Annotated in this window: 15 protein-coding genes; 12 read left to right on the forward strand and 3 right to left on the reverse strand. The window is 50.3% G+C overall.

Annotation, left to right across the window (positions count from 1 at the left end):
• Positions 1 to 46: 46 nt before the first annotated feature.
• The 4 genes from NSU14_RS12380 (at position 47) to NSU14_RS12395 (ending at position 3,995) form a co-directional block, all read left to right on the forward strand.
• On the forward strand, positions 47 to 1,603 hold the full coding sequence (locus tag NSU14_RS12380) for an ABC-F family ATP-binding cassette domain-containing protein (RefSeq protein ID WP_042137854.1): 1,557 nt from the start codon (positions 47 to 49) through the stop codon (positions 1,601 to 1,603).
• 114 nt (positions 1,604 to 1,717) lie between these two features.
• Entirely contained in the window at positions 1,718 to 2,788 is a 1,071-nt protein-coding gene (locus NSU14_RS12385; RefSeq protein WP_336101794.1) for a ThiF family adenylyltransferase, read from the forward strand.
• 16 nt (positions 2,789 to 2,804) lie between these two features.
• Positions 2,805 to 3,107 carry a Dabb family protein gene (locus NSU14_RS12390; protein ID WP_340945047.1) on the forward strand — a complete coding sequence of 101 codons (303 nt, stop codon included), beginning with the start codon at positions 2,805 to 2,807 and terminating at the stop codon, positions 3,105 to 3,107.
• A gap of 129 nt (positions 3,108 to 3,236) precedes the next feature.
• Positions 3,237 to 3,995 (forward strand): response regulator transcription factor, encoded by a 759-nt coding sequence (locus NSU14_RS12395; RefSeq protein WP_340945049.1) that lies wholly within the window; start codon positions 3,237 to 3,239, stop codon positions 3,993 to 3,995.
• 110 nt (positions 3,996 to 4,105) lie between these two features.
• Here the strand turns inward: NSU14_RS12395 and NSU14_RS12400 are convergent, their stop codons facing one another.
• Both NSU14_RS12400 and NSU14_RS12405 read right to left on the reverse strand, forming a co-directional pair.
• Complete coding sequence (locus tag NSU14_RS12400) at positions 4,106 to 4,645, reverse strand: C40 family peptidase (protein WP_042137848.1); 540 nt, start codon at positions 4,643 to 4,645, stop codon at positions 4,106 to 4,108.
• A 280-nt stretch (positions 4,646 to 4,925) separates the two neighbouring features.
• Positions 4,926 to 5,567 carry a thiamine diphosphokinase gene (locus NSU14_RS12405; RefSeq protein ID WP_076243015.1) on the reverse strand — a complete coding sequence of 214 codons (642 nt, stop codon included), beginning with the start codon at positions 5,565 to 5,567 and terminating at the stop codon, positions 4,926 to 4,928.
• 168 nt (positions 5,568 to 5,735) lie between these two features.
• Here NSU14_RS12405 and NSU14_RS12410 point away from each other — a divergent pair, with 168 nt between their 5' ends.
• Positions 5,736 to 6,200: a low molecular weight protein-tyrosine-phosphatase gene (locus tag NSU14_RS12410; protein ID WP_042141256.1), complete on the forward strand. Its 465-nt coding sequence runs from the start codon at positions 5,736 to 5,738 to the stop codon at positions 6,198 to 6,200.
• A gap of 144 nt (positions 6,201 to 6,344) precedes the next feature.
• Here NSU14_RS12410 and NSU14_RS12415 read toward each other — a convergent pair whose 3' ends face one another.
• Positions 6,345 to 7,076: an alpha/beta hydrolase gene (locus NSU14_RS12415; RefSeq protein ID WP_042137844.1), complete on the reverse strand. Its 732-nt coding sequence runs from the start codon at positions 7,074 to 7,076 to the stop codon at positions 6,345 to 6,347.
• A 266-nt stretch (positions 7,077 to 7,342) separates the two neighbouring features.
• Here NSU14_RS12415 and pdhA point away from each other — a divergent pair, with 266 nt between their 5' ends.
• The 7 genes from pdhA (at position 7,343) to NSU14_RS12450 (ending at position 15,352) form a co-directional block, all read left to right on the forward strand.
• Positions 7,343 to 8,410 carry a pyruvate dehydrogenase (acetyl-transferring) E1 component subunit alpha gene (gene pdhA / locus NSU14_RS12420; RefSeq protein ID WP_039299153.1) on the forward strand — a complete coding sequence of 356 codons (1,068 nt, stop codon included), beginning with the start codon at positions 7,343 to 7,345 and terminating at the stop codon, positions 8,408 to 8,410.
• Positions 8,411 to 8,425: 15 nt separating this feature from the next.
• On the forward strand, positions 8,426 to 9,403 hold the full coding sequence (locus NSU14_RS12425) for an alpha-ketoacid dehydrogenase subunit beta (RefSeq protein ID WP_042137842.1): 978 nt from the start codon (positions 8,426 to 8,428) through the stop codon (positions 9,401 to 9,403).
• Between the two features lie 108 nt (positions 9,404 to 9,511).
• Complete coding sequence (locus NSU14_RS12430; protein ID WP_340945056.1) at positions 9,512 to 11,164, forward strand: 2-oxo acid dehydrogenase subunit E2; 1,653 nt, start codon at positions 9,512 to 9,514, stop codon at positions 11,162 to 11,164.
• A gap of 3 nt (positions 11,165 to 11,167) precedes the next feature.
• On the forward strand, positions 11,168 to 12,580 hold the full coding sequence (gene lpdA, locus NSU14_RS12435; protein WP_039299144.1) for a dihydrolipoyl dehydrogenase: 1,413 nt from the start codon (positions 11,168 to 11,170) through the stop codon (positions 12,578 to 12,580).
• 134 nt (positions 12,581 to 12,714) lie between these two features.
• Positions 12,715 to 13,689, forward strand: a complete 975-nt coding sequence (locus NSU14_RS12440) for a S66 family peptidase (RefSeq protein WP_340945058.1) — start codon at positions 12,715 to 12,717, stop codon at positions 13,687 to 13,689.
• Positions 13,690 to 14,016: 327 nt separating this feature from the next.
• A complete protein-coding gene (gene thyA, locus NSU14_RS12445) occupies positions 14,017 to 14,811 on the forward strand; it encodes a thymidylate synthase (RefSeq protein ID WP_042137834.1) in 795 nt (264 codons plus the stop codon).
• A gap of 49 nt (positions 14,812 to 14,860) precedes the next feature.
• Positions 14,861 to 15,352 (forward strand): dihydrofolate reductase, encoded by a 492-nt coding sequence (locus NSU14_RS12450; protein WP_076243019.1) that lies wholly within the window; start codon positions 14,861 to 14,863, stop codon positions 15,350 to 15,352.
• Positions 15,353 to 15,446: the final 94 nt, after the last annotated feature.

The following is a 15,446-nucleotide window of genomic DNA, read 5'->3' on the forward strand; positions in this document are numbered from 1 at the left end:
CCGTTTCGTAATATTTATAATATAGACAGGAGCTTGCGGAGAATTTATGAGTTTACTTACTGTAGAAGACGTTTCCCACAACTTTGGGGACCGGGTATTGTTCAAGGATGTATCTTTCCGCCTGCTGGATGGAGAGCATGTAGGAATTGTTGGAGCTAACGGCGTGGGTAAGTCGACGCTGATGAATATTTTGACCGGTAAATTGTTGAAGGACAGCGGCAAATTAGAGTGGACTCCGCGTGTCCGTTACGGCTATCTCGATCAGCACACCCAGCTTACGGCAGGCAAAACGGTACGCGATGTGCTTAAAGATGCCTTCCTGCCGCTGCTGGAGCTGGAGGCTGAAATGCTGGCCATTACTGATAAAATGGGCGACGCCACTCCCGAAGAGCTGGAAACGCTGCTGGATCAGATGGGCACGATTCAGGAACAGCTGGACATCGGCGACTTTTATATGATTGATGTGAAGGTGGAGGATATGGCGGGCGGCCTCGGCCTGTCGGCAATCGGTCTGGACCGGGACGTAACCAGCCTGAGCGGGGGGCAGCGGACCAAGGTTCTGCTGGCGAAGCTGCTGCTGGAGAAACCGAATGTGCTGCTGCTCGATGAGCCTACGAACTATCTCGATGTGGAGCATATTGACTGGCTGACCAATTATCTGAAAAATTATCCGTATGCCTTCATGCTGATCTCCCATGATACGGAATTTATGAATAAAATCGTAGATGTGATCTATCATCTGGAGTTCTCGAAGCTGACCCGCTATACGGCAAACTACGAGAAATTCCTGGAAATGGCGGGGATGAACAAAGCCCAGCACATTGATGCGTATGAGAAGCAGCAGGATTTCATCAAAAAGCAGGAAGACTTCATCCAGCGCAATAAAGCGCGGGCTTCCACATCGGGCCGGGCCAAGAGCCGCGAGAAGCAGCTTGGACGTCTGGAACGGATTGACCGTCCGGAAGAGGCGATGAAGCCGACCTTCCAGTTCAAAGAGAGCCGGGCCAGCGGGAAGACCGTGTTCGAAGGCGTTGACTTCGAGATTGGTTATGATCGTCCGCTGCTGCCAAGCAAGCTGAATATGATGATTGAACGCGGAGAGAAGATTGCTATTGTCGGGTACAATGGTGTCGGCAAATCCACGCTGCTCAAAACGATTCTAGGCGTAATCCCGACCTACAGCGGCAAAACCTATCTGGGGGATTACCTGAGTTCAGCGTATTTCCAGCAGGAAATGAAGGCGGAGAATATTACCCCGATTGAGGATGTATGGAATGAATTCTCAAGTCTCACCCAGAATGAAGTACGTGGCCATCTGGCACGCTGCGGGCTGAAGAATGAACATATTACCCGTCCGCTTAGCATGCTGAGCGGTGGCGAGCAGGCCAAAGTACGTCTGTGTAAGCTGCTGATGCGTGAGAGCAACTGGATTCTGTTCGATGAGCCTACGAATCACCTTGATATTGTTGCCAAGGCAGAGCTCAAACGGGCGCTGCAGGAATACAAAGGGACGATTCTGCTTGTCTCCCATGAACCGGAATTCTACGAGGATTGGGTAACGAAGGTATGGAATGTGGAGCAGTGGTCTGCTCAGACTGTATAGATGAATTACAACGTCCGGGGAGGAGCGCTGCAAGGCGCTGTTTCCCGGATTTTCATAATATAGAGTGATAAATGGAATAAACATTTTCTATCGGATAAAGGGGGCTGTTCAGGAATGGGTCCTAATGACAATGACAAACCGGCTCCGGCATCAGCGGCGGGACGGGACGGAAGGTATTCAAGACAGGTCCGCTTTACTCCGTTCGGGGCTGCGGGGCAGCAGGGACTGGCGCGTTCAAGTGTGCTGATAGTAGGAATGGGCGCATTGGGTACAGGGATTGCCGAGACTTTGGCGCGCTGCGGGGTAGGCCGGCTCATCCTTGTGGACCGCGATTATGTAGAGTGGAGCAATCTGCAGCGTCAGCAACTGTATACGGAAGAGGATGCCCGTCTGAGGATGCCCAAAGCGGCTGCGGCCAAATCCAGACTCATGGAGATTAACTCGGAAATCGTGCTTGAAGCCCATGTACTGGATGTGCGTGCAGAGGAGATGGAGAGCCTGCTTCCGGGGGTGGATCTGATTATGGACGGGACGGATAACTTCGACACCCGGCTGATCATGAATGACCTGGCGCAAAAACACGGCATTCCCTGGATCTATGGCGCCTGTGTCGGAAGCTACGGAATTACATACACCATCCTGCCGGGTGAAACGCCCTGTCTGAATTGTCTGCTGGGTACTATCCCGCTGGGCGGGGATACCTGTGATACGGCCGGCATTCTGCCGCAAGCTGTACAGATGGTTACGGCGAATGGAACGGCTGAGGCGCTGAAGCTGCTCGGCGGGTACAAAGAGAAGCTGCGCGGCAAGCTGCTGACATTCGATGTCTGGCAGAGCGAGCAGCAGGAGATTGGCGTCAAGGCGGCGAAAAAGGTAGACTGTCCATCCTGCGGTGACCGTCCGGTCTATCCGTATCTGTCTGCAGCTAACACAGAACGCAGCGATGTGCTCTGCGGCCGGGATACGGTGCAGATCCGCCCGGCGCAGCGCCGGAGCCTCAATCTGCAGGAGACTGCCGCCCGCCTCTCCAGGCTGAATAGCGGCAAGGTAGAGAGCAATCCGTACCTGGTCTCCTTTACAGAGGAGCCTTACCGTATGGTTGTGTTTGCCGACGGGAGGGCATTGATTCATGGAACCAGTGATATTGCTGCGGCACGCAGCTTCTATCACCGGTATTTCGGGTAACGAAGGGGAGGATAAGATGAAGAACGGAACAATCAGGCATATGGCTATTTTTACATTGAAGCATGCCCCGGACTCTGCGGAGACTGCTGCCTTCCTGCGGGACGGAGCGGAGATCCTCAGCGCCATTCCGGTAGTGAAGAATTTCGAGGTGCTGCGCCAGGTCAGTGTGAAATGTGACTTCCGGTATGGCTTCTCGATGGAGTTCGAAGATCAGGCGGCTTATGATGCCTATAATAGCCATCCCGAGCATCAGGCATTTGTTGCAAAACGCTGGGAGGTAGAGGTAGCTGATTTCCAGGAGATTGACTTCGTGAATTAATCGTCCGTAGCCTAAGCAAAGTAAAGCAAAGAGACTATTCCCTGGAATGGTCTCTTTGCTTTACGGGAACTCTAAGCTTCATCTGCGCCGGTACAGCCGGTACAAAGGTGGAAGGTGGGGGACTTCATTGTGAATGAAATCATTGCCTGGTATGCGCCCGGTCCGGCGCCGGAGGTGCGGGAATCTGAGGCGGAATGCAAGAAACGGGAAGAGGGGCGTGTGGAGCTTGAAGCCGCAATCCGTGAGCTGGGTATGAAGACAGCAACAAGCGAAGATGTAGAGGATCTTCGCTTGTTGTTGTCTGGTCAAGAACCAGTGCTGCTGCTCGCAGAGCTGGGTGAACCCGCAGGCTGGTCAGGCTGGAGGGTAGTGTCAGAAATGCGGGAAGGGGGGATGGTTCTGCCGGTGATGGTGATATCCGGAGGGGATGAAGAGGCGCGTGGCCCGGCAGCTGTATCAGCTTTTGATGCAGGGGGCAATGAATATATGGCGAGGCCTGTACATACCGGTGAGTTCAAATGCAGGGTGCTCAATTTATTGAAGCTTACCGGACGCCGCAGAGGAGCGGCTTCGCTGCTTAAGGTGGATGGCTTATTGCTCGATCCCAGCCGCCGGCAGGTCAGCCGGGACGGAATAGAGCTGAAGATGACCCCCAAGGAATTCGACCTATTGTACTATCTTGCCGTTAATCTGGGTGAAATCTGTCCCAGAAACGAGATTTTACAGCAGGTATGGGGGTATCATTTTCACGCTGACACTAATGTGGTGGATGTCTACATCCGGCATATCCGTATGAAGATAGACAAGGGCCACCGGAATAAACTGATACATACGGTACGAGGAACCGGATATGTACTGCGGGCGCCGGAGAGCGGTGTCACAGGTTAGGGAATACTTAACTGACTCTCCGGCTTTTTTGAGAACCGTGCTATGGACTTGCAACAAATCGTGAATGAAGCACGTTTAATATTTAATAAGAGAGAGCTGATCAGATGCGTTTACAGTACGCGGCGTGCTTTCAGGTAGGTTTTTTTCCAGTTGCCCGAATTCAGATCTGAAAGCGTTACTCCAGGTGAACCGTAGGTGTGGAGAATCTTGCCATTGCCTGCATAGACTGCTACATGCGTTACATTCTTGCCTGTTGCCCGGCTTCCGCTGGAGAAGAACACCAAATCGCCGACGCGCAGATTGGCCTTGCTCACGGATGATCCGACTTTAGATTGGGCTACGGAAGTACGCGGCAGGTTAACGCCATATTTCTTGAAAATATATTTCGTGAATGAAGAGCAGTCAAAGTATCTTGTAGTAGAAGTGGATGCACCGAACTGGTAGCGCGTACCCAGATATTTTTTGCCGAAGCTGACAATACTTGAGCCGGTTGAAGATGCGGAAACGGATTCTGCTGTGACAGCGGAAGAGGATACGGATGCGGCAGCAGCAGGGGCTGTGCCTGCTCCGGTAGCCATTAGGGTGCCGAGCCCGATTGTTGTGCACATTCCAATAGCAATTGCTTGCTTAAACCATTGTTGCTTATTCATGTAGTAATACCTCCCAGGTTTGTGTTTATCTTTCTAGTTTCTTTCTCTGATTCGTAGTATAGCAGGTTATCTATTTCCTAAATTATGGAGCAGAGGCTTCAAATGCAGGCTGGGTCTACGTTGTAAGCGTTTTATTAAAATCTCATTAAAAGTTACAAAATATTAATATTTAGCTTGAACAGGCATAGAAAAAAGCCGGGAAACCTTACTGTGTAAGGAGATTCCCGGCTTTACATTTTTGAAACAAAGGTTACAGTGATGTCTCTAAAAACCTATGTAATCAGTCTTTACTCTGGATAATCAGCAGAAGTCCGCTCTCAATAGTAACCGTTCCGCTAGCGGCAAGCAGCACATTACTTACGGCCAGAGACTGGCCCAGCTTAAGGGTGGCATTCTCCAGCGGATATTGAAAACCCTGCAGCGTAATTCCTGTAACCTCCGGTGTCAAAGGCAGCAGAGAGACATAGGTATACCCGCGTTCCTCGACTACAGCATGCGAGCCGGTCAGCGTAATATAGTTATTCGCATCCATGATAGAACAGGCGACCTGACGCTGCAGTGCCCGGGTCATCATCTGGATACTGGCCAGTGTATGGTCCATACGGGTTCCGGTTACACCCATAAGGAGAATGGACTCAGGCTGTGTATTCAGGGCAAGATCCAGCGCCATTTCACTGTCCGTCAGGTCCTTGTTGACCGGATCACAGCTGATGGTTTCCTTGCTTCCCGCCTGTATCAGCAGCAGCGCTTCGGGGGAGACGGAATCGAAATCTCCGACGGCAATATCAGGTGTGTATCCGTGATCAATCAGGAAAAGTGCCCCCCGGTCCGCTCCGATAATAAAATCCTCTTCATCTAATAGGTGCAAACCATCCGGTGATAGCTCACCGCCTGCAAATATGACAACACGCCCAGATGGCAATGTGATCCCCTCCTTGTTGTGGCTATTAAGTTAGTCACCCTGAACAGTATAATGCAGTTTGAAAAGTTGTACAATTGCTGCCATAACGCTAAAATGAAGTCAGATGCATTTCGCCGCAAGACTTATCCGCGGATTGGAAGGCATAAATGGTCACGGGGGGTGAGAGAGATCGTAAACGTGTTATTCGTATGTCTGGGCAATATTTGCCGTTCGCCGATGGCTGAAGCAGTTCTGCGCCACAAAATAGAGCAGCGGCAATTGTCCAGTCAAATCACTGTGGATTCAGCCGGAACCGGAGACTGGCATATCGGCAAGATGCCGCATGAGGGCACAAGAGGGATTCTGGATTTGCATGGAATCAGCTATGAGCACATGACAGCCCGGCTGGTAAGCGGCGAAGATTTTGAGAAGTTTCAATATATAATCTGCATGGACAAGTCCAATGGGGACAATGTTCGCAAAATTCCCGGAGGCGAGAAGTCGGAGCTGTTATTCTTCATGGATCTGCTGCCGGACGAGGAGCTTCGTGAAGTGCCGGACCCGTATTTTACCGGAAATTTCGAGCAGGTATATGATCTGGTGAATGCCGGCTGTGAAGTGCTGCTGGAACGTATTATTACCGAGAAGCTGTAGCAGGCATAGATCCGCAGCATGACCGGTTGCCGTCCTTACATTTAAGGACGGGCACCGTATGCCCGCCCTGTACTGAAAGCGCACTCACCTGCACAACGTACATAAGTTCGGAAGATGTTCACTTTTTAGGCCTTAAAGGCTGTTTCAGCGGTTGAAGAAATAGAGTAATGATTCCGGTAGCTCTTTTTGCCAGAATCCCCAGAGATGGCGGCCGTCCTTCTCACGGTAGGATACGGTGGCTCCCCTTGACTCCAGCATCGCTTTGGTTTCCCTGTTCATTTCTACGAAATCGTAGATTCCGGTATCAGTCTTGTAGTCTCGCTCCTGCAGACCGACGACCATATTGATCTGAAGCCAGGAGAGATCATCTTCCTGTTCCAGCTGTTGGCGGGTTTCGGGGTAATAGGCGCCGGAGAGGCTGAGCACACGGTTGAATAAGGCGGGATAAGCCAGGGCAAGATGCAGGGAGACACTGCCGCCCAGGGAATCGCCGGCGATGATTCGTTCTTCCGGCGTACGCCGTACAGGATAATTATGTTCAATGAAGGGAATAATCTCTTCGGCGAAGCATGCAAGGTACTGCTTAAAGCGGCTGCCAAACGGAGCGTATTCTTCGGTGCGGACAGCTACGTTCACTTCGACACCCACTATAATGAAGGGATCCACATCCTGCTCCAGAATCAGCTGCCCGGCAAGCGTGGCGATCCGGCCGAAGTTGAAGAATTCTTCCCCGTCCTGGCAGTAGACCACCGGGTAACTGAGGACTTCGTTATAGCCGGGAGGAAGATAAATGCGCAGCTTGCGTTCCTCCTGCAGATGCTCGCTCCACAGTGTTTGTTTCACTATTGTACGTTTCAGAAAAACAGGTTCGCTCATTGTCCAATCGTCACCTTTCATGTCGGATTTTTGCATTAGACTAAGTGTTACGTTAAAATTACCCAAGCGGCAAATGTGGGATATATCATTTACTTGAATAATATCCTTCTATCTGTTATAGGATATTCCAAAGCCTGTTATACATACAAAATTTATGGAAACATAAATTTTATGCGTATTTCTTTGACGAAACAGCTACAACAGGTGTATAATAATTCTATAACAGAGACCACTGATATTCAAATTTTTTTATTGAGGTGAAGATAATGACTAGAGTTCCTTATGAAGTGTATACAGAGGACGTTGAAGCCCTTTCGGTACTTTCCCCGGATGGAGAAGTTATCAACAAGGAAATGATGCCTGATCTTACCGATGACCAACTGAAAGAAATTATGTACCGTATGGTATTTACCCGTACTTGGGATGACCGTGCCGTCAACCTGGGCCGTCAAGGCCGTCTCGGCTTCTATGCACCGGTATCCGGTCAGGAAGCTACGATGATCGGCAGCGAGTTCGCTTTGCAGAAGGAAGATTTCGTCTGCCCGGGCTACCGCGATATTCCACAGCTGGTATGGCATGGACTTCCATTATATCAGGCTTTCCTGTATTCCCGCGGACATCAGCACGGCGGACAGATTCCTGAAGGCGTAAATGTACTTATGCCGCAGATCATTATCGGAGCACAGATCCTGCATGCTACCGGTATTGCAATGGGATTCAAATTGAAGAAACAAGCTAATGTAGCTATTACTTATACAGGTGACGGCGGTTCATCCGAAGGTGACTTCTATGAAGGCCTTAACTATGCAGGTGTCTTCAAACTTCCTGTAATCTTCTTTGTTCAGAACAACGGCTATGCGATTACAACTCCGTTCGCGAAGCAGACGGCAGCTAAATCGATCGCCCACAAAGCGGTTGCAGCAGGCATTCCGGGAATCAAGATCGATGGTATGGACGTGTTCGCGGTAATCTCCGCTGTTCAGCAGGCTGCTGAACGTGCCCGTAAAGGCGAAGGCGCGACATTGATTGAAGCCGTAACTTACCGTTTCCGTCCACATTCCCTGTCCGATGACGCCAGTAAATACCGCTCCAAGGAAGAAGAAGGACAATGGAATGAGAAAGATCCGATTGCCCGTCTTGCCAAGTACCTGGAGAAAAAAGGCCTTTGGACCGAAGAAGACACTCTGCGCGTAAGAGAAGAAGCGAAAGCAACTGTGAACGAGCAGATTAAAAAAGCAGAACAGACCGAAAAAATGACCATTCCCGGCTTGATCGACAGCATGTTCGAGGTAACTCCGAAACATCTTGAAGAACAAAAAGCCGATTTTGAATAAGGGGGATATCAGGCAATGGCACAGATGAATATGAAAGAAGCAATTCGTGACGCAATGCGCGTTGAACTGACTCGTGACCCCAATGTTCTTATCTTCGGAGAGGATGTTGGTAATGTAGGCGGCGTGTTCCGTGTAACGGAAGGGCTGCAAAAGGAATTTGGCGAGGAGCGTGTCTTCGATACTCCGCTGGCTGAATCCGCAATCGGAGGTTTGGCTTTCGGTCTCGGCGTACAGGGTTTCCGCCCGATTGCCGAAATCCAGTTCGTAGGCTTCATCTTCGAAGCACTTGATCAAATCGTCATTCAGGCTGCCCGCCTGCGCTGGCGTTCCGGGGGCAGATACAATGCTCCTGTAGTCTTCCGCACTCCATTCGGCGGCGGCGTTAAAGCAGCCGAACTTCATACCGATTCCCTGGAAGGCCTGATTGCCCAGAGCCCGGGTATCAAGGTTGTTATTCCTTCCAATCCATACGATGCCAAGGGACTGCTGATCGCTTCGATCCGCGACAATGACCCTGTATTCTTCATGGAGCACTTGAACCTGTACCATGCTTTCCGTGCAGAAGTGCCTGAAGGTGAATACACCGTTGAATTGGGTAAAGCTAATGTAGTACGCGAAGGAACTGATGTCTCAATCATCACTTACGGCCTGATGGTACATACTGCTACCAAAGCGGCCGATCAGCTCGAAAAAGACGGCATCAAAGCCGAAATTATCGACTTGCGTACGGTTAGCCCGATTGATATCGATACGATTGTCGCTTCTATTAAGAAGACCAACCGTGCCATTGTAGTCCAAGAAGCACAAAAGAGCTCCGGCGTAGCCGCTGAAGTGATTGCTCAAATTAATGAAAAAGCTCTGCTGCATCTTGAAGCTCCTGTGCTTCGTGTAGCTGGCCCTGATACAATCTTCCCGTTCGCACAAATCGAGGATTCCTGGATTCCTACACCGGCGCGTGTCATTGCGGCAGTGAAGAAAGTAATGGAATTCTAAGAGAAATGACCTTGCCGTCCTTGCAAAAGGGCGGCACCCGTTTCTGCAATACATTGTACTGCTTACAAACTAAGCGTATGCAAACATAACTTTTAGGAGGTTATCAAGGTGGCAAAATTTGAGTACCGGTTCCCTGAGCTGGGCGAAGGTCTGCATGAAGGCGAAATTATCAAAATGCATATCAAAGCCGGCGACAAAGTAACCGATGACGATATCGTAATGGAAGTTCAGAATGACAAGGCAGTAGTAGAGGTTCCTTGTCCGGTTAACGGCACAGTGCTTGAAGTCTTCACCAAAGACGGTCAGGTATGCCGCGTAGGTGAAGTAGTTGCAATTATTGATGCAGAAGGCGAAGTTCCTGAACAGGAAGGCGGCCATCCTGCAGAACAGGCTTCCCAGGAAGCAGATGCAGCAAAGGGCGGAGCAGATACAACATCATCTCCGGCAGCCAGCAGCCCTGCAACAGGCGGAACCAGCAACTTTGAATATAAGTTCCCTGAACTCGGCGAAGGTCTGCATGAAGGGGAAATCATCAAGATGCATATCAAGGTCGGCGACAAAATCACCGACGATGATATCATCATGGAAGTTCAGAATGATAAGGCTGTAGTTGAAGTTCCTTCTCCTGTCAACGGTACAGTAGTAGAAGTGTTCACCAAAGACGGTCAAGTATGCCGTGTAGGCGAAGTGGTGGCAATCATTGCTGCAGAAGGCGATGTTCCTCAGCAGGAAGGCGGCCATGCAGAAGCGTCTGGTGCGCAGGCAGCAGCTCCTTCCCAGGCTCCGGCAGCAGCGGCGGCAGCTCCGGCTCCTAACCGTGAAGTGCTGGCAACCCCTAGCGTACGCAAATTTGCCCGTGACAAGAGTGTTGACATCTCTCAGGTAAATGGCTCCGGCAAGAACGGCAAGATCACACTTGAAGATGTAGAAGCCTTCCTGAAGGGCGGATCAGCAGCACCTGCGGCATCGGCTCCGGCGGCGGCATCTGCACCTGCAGCAGCAACAGAAGCTCCAAAAGCTAAGGCAGCAGCTTCTCCGGCAGCTTCCGGCAATGCAAACCTGGAAGAAGAACGCGTACCATTCAAGGGTATCCGTAAAGCCATTGCCAATGCTATGGTTAAATCGGCATACACAGCACCGCATGTTACCATTATGGACGAAGTGGATGTTACTGAGCTTGTAGCCTTCCGTGCCCGTATGAAACCTGTAGCCGAGAAGAAAGGCGTGAAGGTAACTTACCTTCCGTTCATCGTGAAGGCACTCGTTGCAGCTTCCCGTCAATTCCCTGCGCTTAACGCTATGATTGATGAAGCAACGAACGAAATTGTCTACAAGAAATACTACAACATCGGTATCGCTACAGATACAGACAACGGTCTGATCGTTCCTGTAATCAAAGACGCTGACCGCAAGAGCATCTGGATGATCGCAAGCGCGATTACAGATCTGGCAGTCCGCGGACGCGACGGCAAACTGGCTCCGAATGAAATGAAAGGCAGCACCATCTCGATCAGCAACATCGGTTCCGCAGGCGGTATGTTCTTCACCCCAATTATCAACTTCCCTGAAGTTGCGATTCTGGGTACAGGACGCATCACTGAGAAGCCGGTTGTTAAGAATGGCGAAATCGTCGCAGCTCCGGTTATGGCCCTGTCTCTGAGCTTTGACCACCGTATTATCGATGGTGCAACCGCTCAGAACTTCATGAATTACATTAAGACCCTGCTTGCAAATCCTGATATGTTAGTTATGGAGGTGTAATAAATGGTAGTCGGAGACGCTTCAATCGAAATCGACACATTGGTAATTGGTGCAGGTCCCGGCGGGTATGTGGCGGCAATTCGTGCCGCCCAGCTCGGCCAAAAGGTAATCATTGTAGATAAATCGGAACTCGGCGGCGTGTGCTTGAACCGCGGCTGTATTCCTTCCAAGGCGCTGATCTCTGCAGCTCATCAATTCGAGGCTGCTCAGCACGGCGAAGTATTCGGTGTTACTGCCGAGAACGTCAAAGTGGACTGGGCCAAAACCCAGGAGTTCAAAAACGGCGTTGTCAAAAGAATGACTTCAGGGGTAACCAGCCTGATGAAAGGCAACAAAATTGAAGTATTCAGCGGTGAAGCTATGTTCATCAGCACAAACGAAGCCCGTTTGTTCAATGATCATGAATCCCCGCGCTACAAATTCAATAACTGCATCATCGCAACGGGCTCCCGTCCGATTGAACTGAAGCCTTTCCCGTTCGGCGGACGCATTCTGTCCTCGACTGAAGCACTTGATCTGCCGGAAATTCCGAAGAGCATGATTGTTATCGGCGGCGGCTATATTGGAGCAGAGCTTGGCCAGATGTACTCCAAATTCGGCACCAAAGTAACGATCATTGAAGGTCTGGACACTGTTCTGCCTGGCTTCGACAAAGACATGACCCGTCTGGTTGCCAAGAATATGGCGAAGACCGGTATTGAAATTGTGACTAACGCCAAAGCTGAAAGTGCTGTTCAGAACGACAAGGAAGTAACCGTGAAGTACTCCGTGGGCGGCGAGTCCAAAGAAGTGACTGCCGATTACCTGCTGGTTACTGTAGGACGTCGTCCTAACACTGACGGTGAACTGGGTCTGGATCTGATCGGTGTTGAGCTGGATGAACGCGGTCTGGTCAAAGTCGACCACCAGGGACGCACTAATATTCCTAATATCTTTGCCATCGGCGACATCGTTCCCGGTCTTGCTCTGGCACATAAGGCTTCTTACGAAGGTAAAATTGCTGCTGAAGCCATCTCCGGTCACAAATCGGTTGTTGACTACAAGGTTATGCCTGCAGTAGTGTTCACAGATCCTGAATGCTCCAGCGTAGGTCTGACTGAGAAAGAAGCGAAGGACAAGGGCTATGCTGTGAAGAGCGGCAAATTCCCGTTCGCAGGTAACGGCCGTGCCGTTTCCCTGAATGCTCCTGAAGGCTTCATCAAGATTGTGGCTAAGAGCGACAATAATCAGGTGCTCGGCGCGCAAATCGTCGGTATCGAAGCTTCCAACCTGATTGCTGAGCTGGGTCTGGCTATTGAAATGGGCGCTACGCTTGAAGATATCGCCCTGACGATCCACGCGCATCCAACCCTAGGCGAAATCGTCATGGAAGCGGCTGAGCTGGTAGAAGGACACCCGATTCACGTGATTAAATAATACCCTTACGCCTGCACGGGTAAGATCATAAGAGGATGTTTCCAAAGCCATGTAGAATGGTTAAGGGGACATCCTCTTTTCGATCGGCGGCAGAGGAGAGGGGCCGGTATTTTATTTTGACGGGGAGTGGGATCATGCAAGCTGCGAAATTAAAAACAGGGGACGAAATCAGAATTATATCACCGGCAAACAGCCTGGGGATCATAGCCAAAGATCAGCTCGAACATGCCACAAAACTGCTGGAGAAGCTTGGTTTTACGGTTTCTTTTGCCGGACATGCTTATGAACAAGATATCTTCGGCTCATCATCCGTTGCTTCCAGAGTAGAAGATATACATAATGCCTTCAGCGATCCCCAGGTCAAAGGAATATTGACAACCCTGGGCGGACATAACAGCAATCAGCTGCTGCGTGAACTTGATTATGACCTCATTGCGGCCAACCCCAAGCGGTTGTGCGGGTATTCAGATATTACTGTGCTGAGTAACGCAATATACGCCAAGACAGGCCTGCTCACCTATTCCGGACCCCATTTCTCCACTTTCGGCATGAAGCTCGGTAATGAGTATACTGTGGAGTGTTTCACGAAAATGATGATGGGTCATGAAGCCGTCACCGTAGAGCCCTCTGAACATTGGAGCGATGACGCTTGGTTTATAGATCAGGAGAACCGGGTTTTTGAAAAAAACAGCGGCCCTTATATCATTAACGAAGGCGAAACGGAGGGTACGCTGCTCGGCGGAAATCTGTGTACGCTCAGCCTGCTGCACGGAACGGAGTACATGCCGGATCTGGAAGGCTCGGTTCTGTTTCTGGAGTATGATTTCGAGGTCTATCCTGAAGTGTTTGACCGTGATCTGGTAGCGCTGATTCAGCAGCCGGGGTTCTCAGGGGTCAAAGGACTGGCACTAGGCAGGTTTCAGCGGGGGTCGAGAATGAGCCGCGAGATCCTGCACACCATCATCAAATCCAAAAAGGAGCTGGAGCAGCTCCCCGTGATTGCTGATGTTAATTTTGGCCACGCATCGCCGATAATCACTTTTCCCATAGGAGGAAGAGCATCACTGCAAGCATTGCAGGAGAAGGTAGAGCTTAAGATCTGGGAGTAGAGGAGGGCAGAGCATGATGAACAACGGGACAGAGCATGTGCTGGAGCTGCAGAGGGTGCTTAAGCAAATAATTACTAAACAGATTCCTGTACATGTTAGCTGTCTGGTCTTATCGCCGGATGAGTTGTAGTCTCAAGAGTAATCATCATATTTTAGTGCGGGAATTCCGCTAGTTAATTCCCTCTATTATCAGGATTAGGAAAAACTGCTTTTGTCAGTATTTGCTGTCCGCAGGAAATAACATTTTCTGCGCGCGAACAAGTTACAAGCACGGGCAGGTCATGGTAAACTGGTATAAGAAAAAAAGAGAGTGGGGTGCGATACTGCTTGCGTAATTACTTGGATTTATTACAGGATATACTGGACAACGGTACAGCCAAAGGCGACCGGACCGGCACAGGCACAGTGTCTGTATTCGGGCGTCAGCTCCGCTTCGATCTGTCGAAGGGATTTCCGCTGATGACCACCAAACGCATCCATCTGAAATCGGTGGTGCATGAGCTGCTCTGGTTCCTCAAAGGGGATACCAATACTTCTTATCTGAAGGAGAATGGAGTCTCCATCTGGGATGAATGGGCAGATGAGAACGGTGAGCTGGGACCGGTATACGGTTCACAGTGGCGGGCCTGGGAGAGCAAGGACGGTCGCCATATCGACCAGATTGCAAATGTTATTGAGTCGATTAAGCATAATCCGGATTCGCGCCGTCATATCGTCAGTGCCTGGAATGTAGGCGAGATTGAGCAGATGAAGCTACCGCCATGCCATTTTGTGTTTCAGTTCTATGTAGCGGGCGGGAAGCTCTCCTGTATGCTTACCATGCGTTCTGTGGACACGTTCCTGGGGCTTCCTTTTAACATAGCCAGCTACGCGCTGCTCACCCATATGGTGGCCCAGCAGACAGGGCTTGAGGTTGGTGAATTTATCTGGTCAGGCGGCGATGTGCATATATATACAAATCATATGGAGCAAGTGGCCACACAGCTCGCGCGGGAGCCTTACGCATTGCCGAAGCTCAATATCCGCCGGGTGCCTGACAGTATTTTTGATTATACGTTTGAGGATTTCGAGTTTACCGACTATGTCCATCATCCGGGGATCAAAGCGCCGGTTGCTATATAACCCTGTCCGGAAACCTAATCTATGATTTCATGGAAAAGAGGGCATGAATATGAGTATCACCATGATTTGGGCGATGGCTTCGAATGGTGTGATTGGTAAGAATAACGATATGCCCTGGCATTTGCCGCTGGATTTCGCTTATTTCAAAGCAGAGACTCTCGGCAAAAGAATGCTGATGGGCCGTAAAACATGGGACTCTCTAGGCGGGAAGCCGCTTAAAGGCCGCACCAGCCTTATTCTGACCCGGGACCACAGCTTTGCGCCGGAAGGTGCGGAGGTTGTACACTCGTTGGAAGAAGCCCTGGCAGAAGGCCGTAAAGAGGATGAGCTGATGGTGATCGGCGGAGCTGAGATCTACAGCCTGATGCTGCCTCATGCAGATAAGCTGCTGGTCACGCGGATTTACGCGGATATTGCGGGCGATACGAAGTTTCCGGACGTCAACTGGAGCCAGTGGAACGAAATCTCAAGTACACTGGGGATTCGCAATGAACAGAATCCTTATGATTACCGTTTTTTTGTATATGAACGCAGGGAGTAACGAAAAAGCGTTTTCTCTGACACAAGATGTGAAATAGTACAAATAATCAGCAGATTAGTCCATTACAGTGTGAAAGTATTGAATGCTACTATAA

The organism is Paenibacillus sp. FSL R10-2771 (assembly GCF_038000205.1).
GTDB lineage: Bacteria > Bacillota > Bacilli > Paenibacillales > Paenibacillaceae > Paenibacillus_AQ > Paenibacillus_AQ phytohabitans.

Coding starts and splice junctions, on each gene's coding strand:
- NSU14_RS12380 (WP_042137854.1), top strand. CDS start 47: ATGAGTTTACTTACTGTAGAAGACGTTTCCCACAACTTTGGGGACCGG.
- NSU14_RS12385 (WP_336101794.1), top strand. CDS start 1,718: ATGGGTCCTAATGACAATGACAAACCGGCTCCGGCATCAGCGGCGGGA.
- NSU14_RS12390 (WP_340945047.1), top strand. CDS start 2,805: ATGAAGAACGGAACAATCAGGCATATGGCTATTTTTACATTGAAGCAT.
- NSU14_RS12400 (WP_042137848.1), bottom strand. CDS start 4,645: ATGAATAAGCAACAATGGTTTAAGCAAGCAATTGCTATTGGAATGTGC.
- NSU14_RS12415 (WP_042137844.1), bottom strand. CDS start 7,076: ATGAGCGAACCTGTTTTTCTGAAACGTACAATAGTGAAACAAACACTG.
- pdhA (WP_039299153.1), top strand. CDS start 7,343: ATGACTAGAGTTCCTTATGAAGTGTATACAGAGGACGTTGAAGCCCTT.
- NSU14_RS12425 (WP_042137842.1), top strand. CDS start 8,426: ATGGCACAGATGAATATGAAAGAAGCAATTCGTGACGCAATGCGCGTT.
- lpdA (WP_039299144.1), top strand. CDS start 11,168: ATGGTAGTCGGAGACGCTTCAATCGAAATCGACACATTGGTAATTGGT.
- NSU14_RS12440 (WP_340945058.1), top strand. CDS start 12,715: ATGCAAGCTGCGAAATTAAAAACAGGGGACGAAATCAGAATTATATCA.
- NSU14_RS12450 (WP_076243019.1), top strand. CDS start 14,861: ATGAGTATCACCATGATTTGGGCGATGGCTTCGAATGGTGTGATTGGT.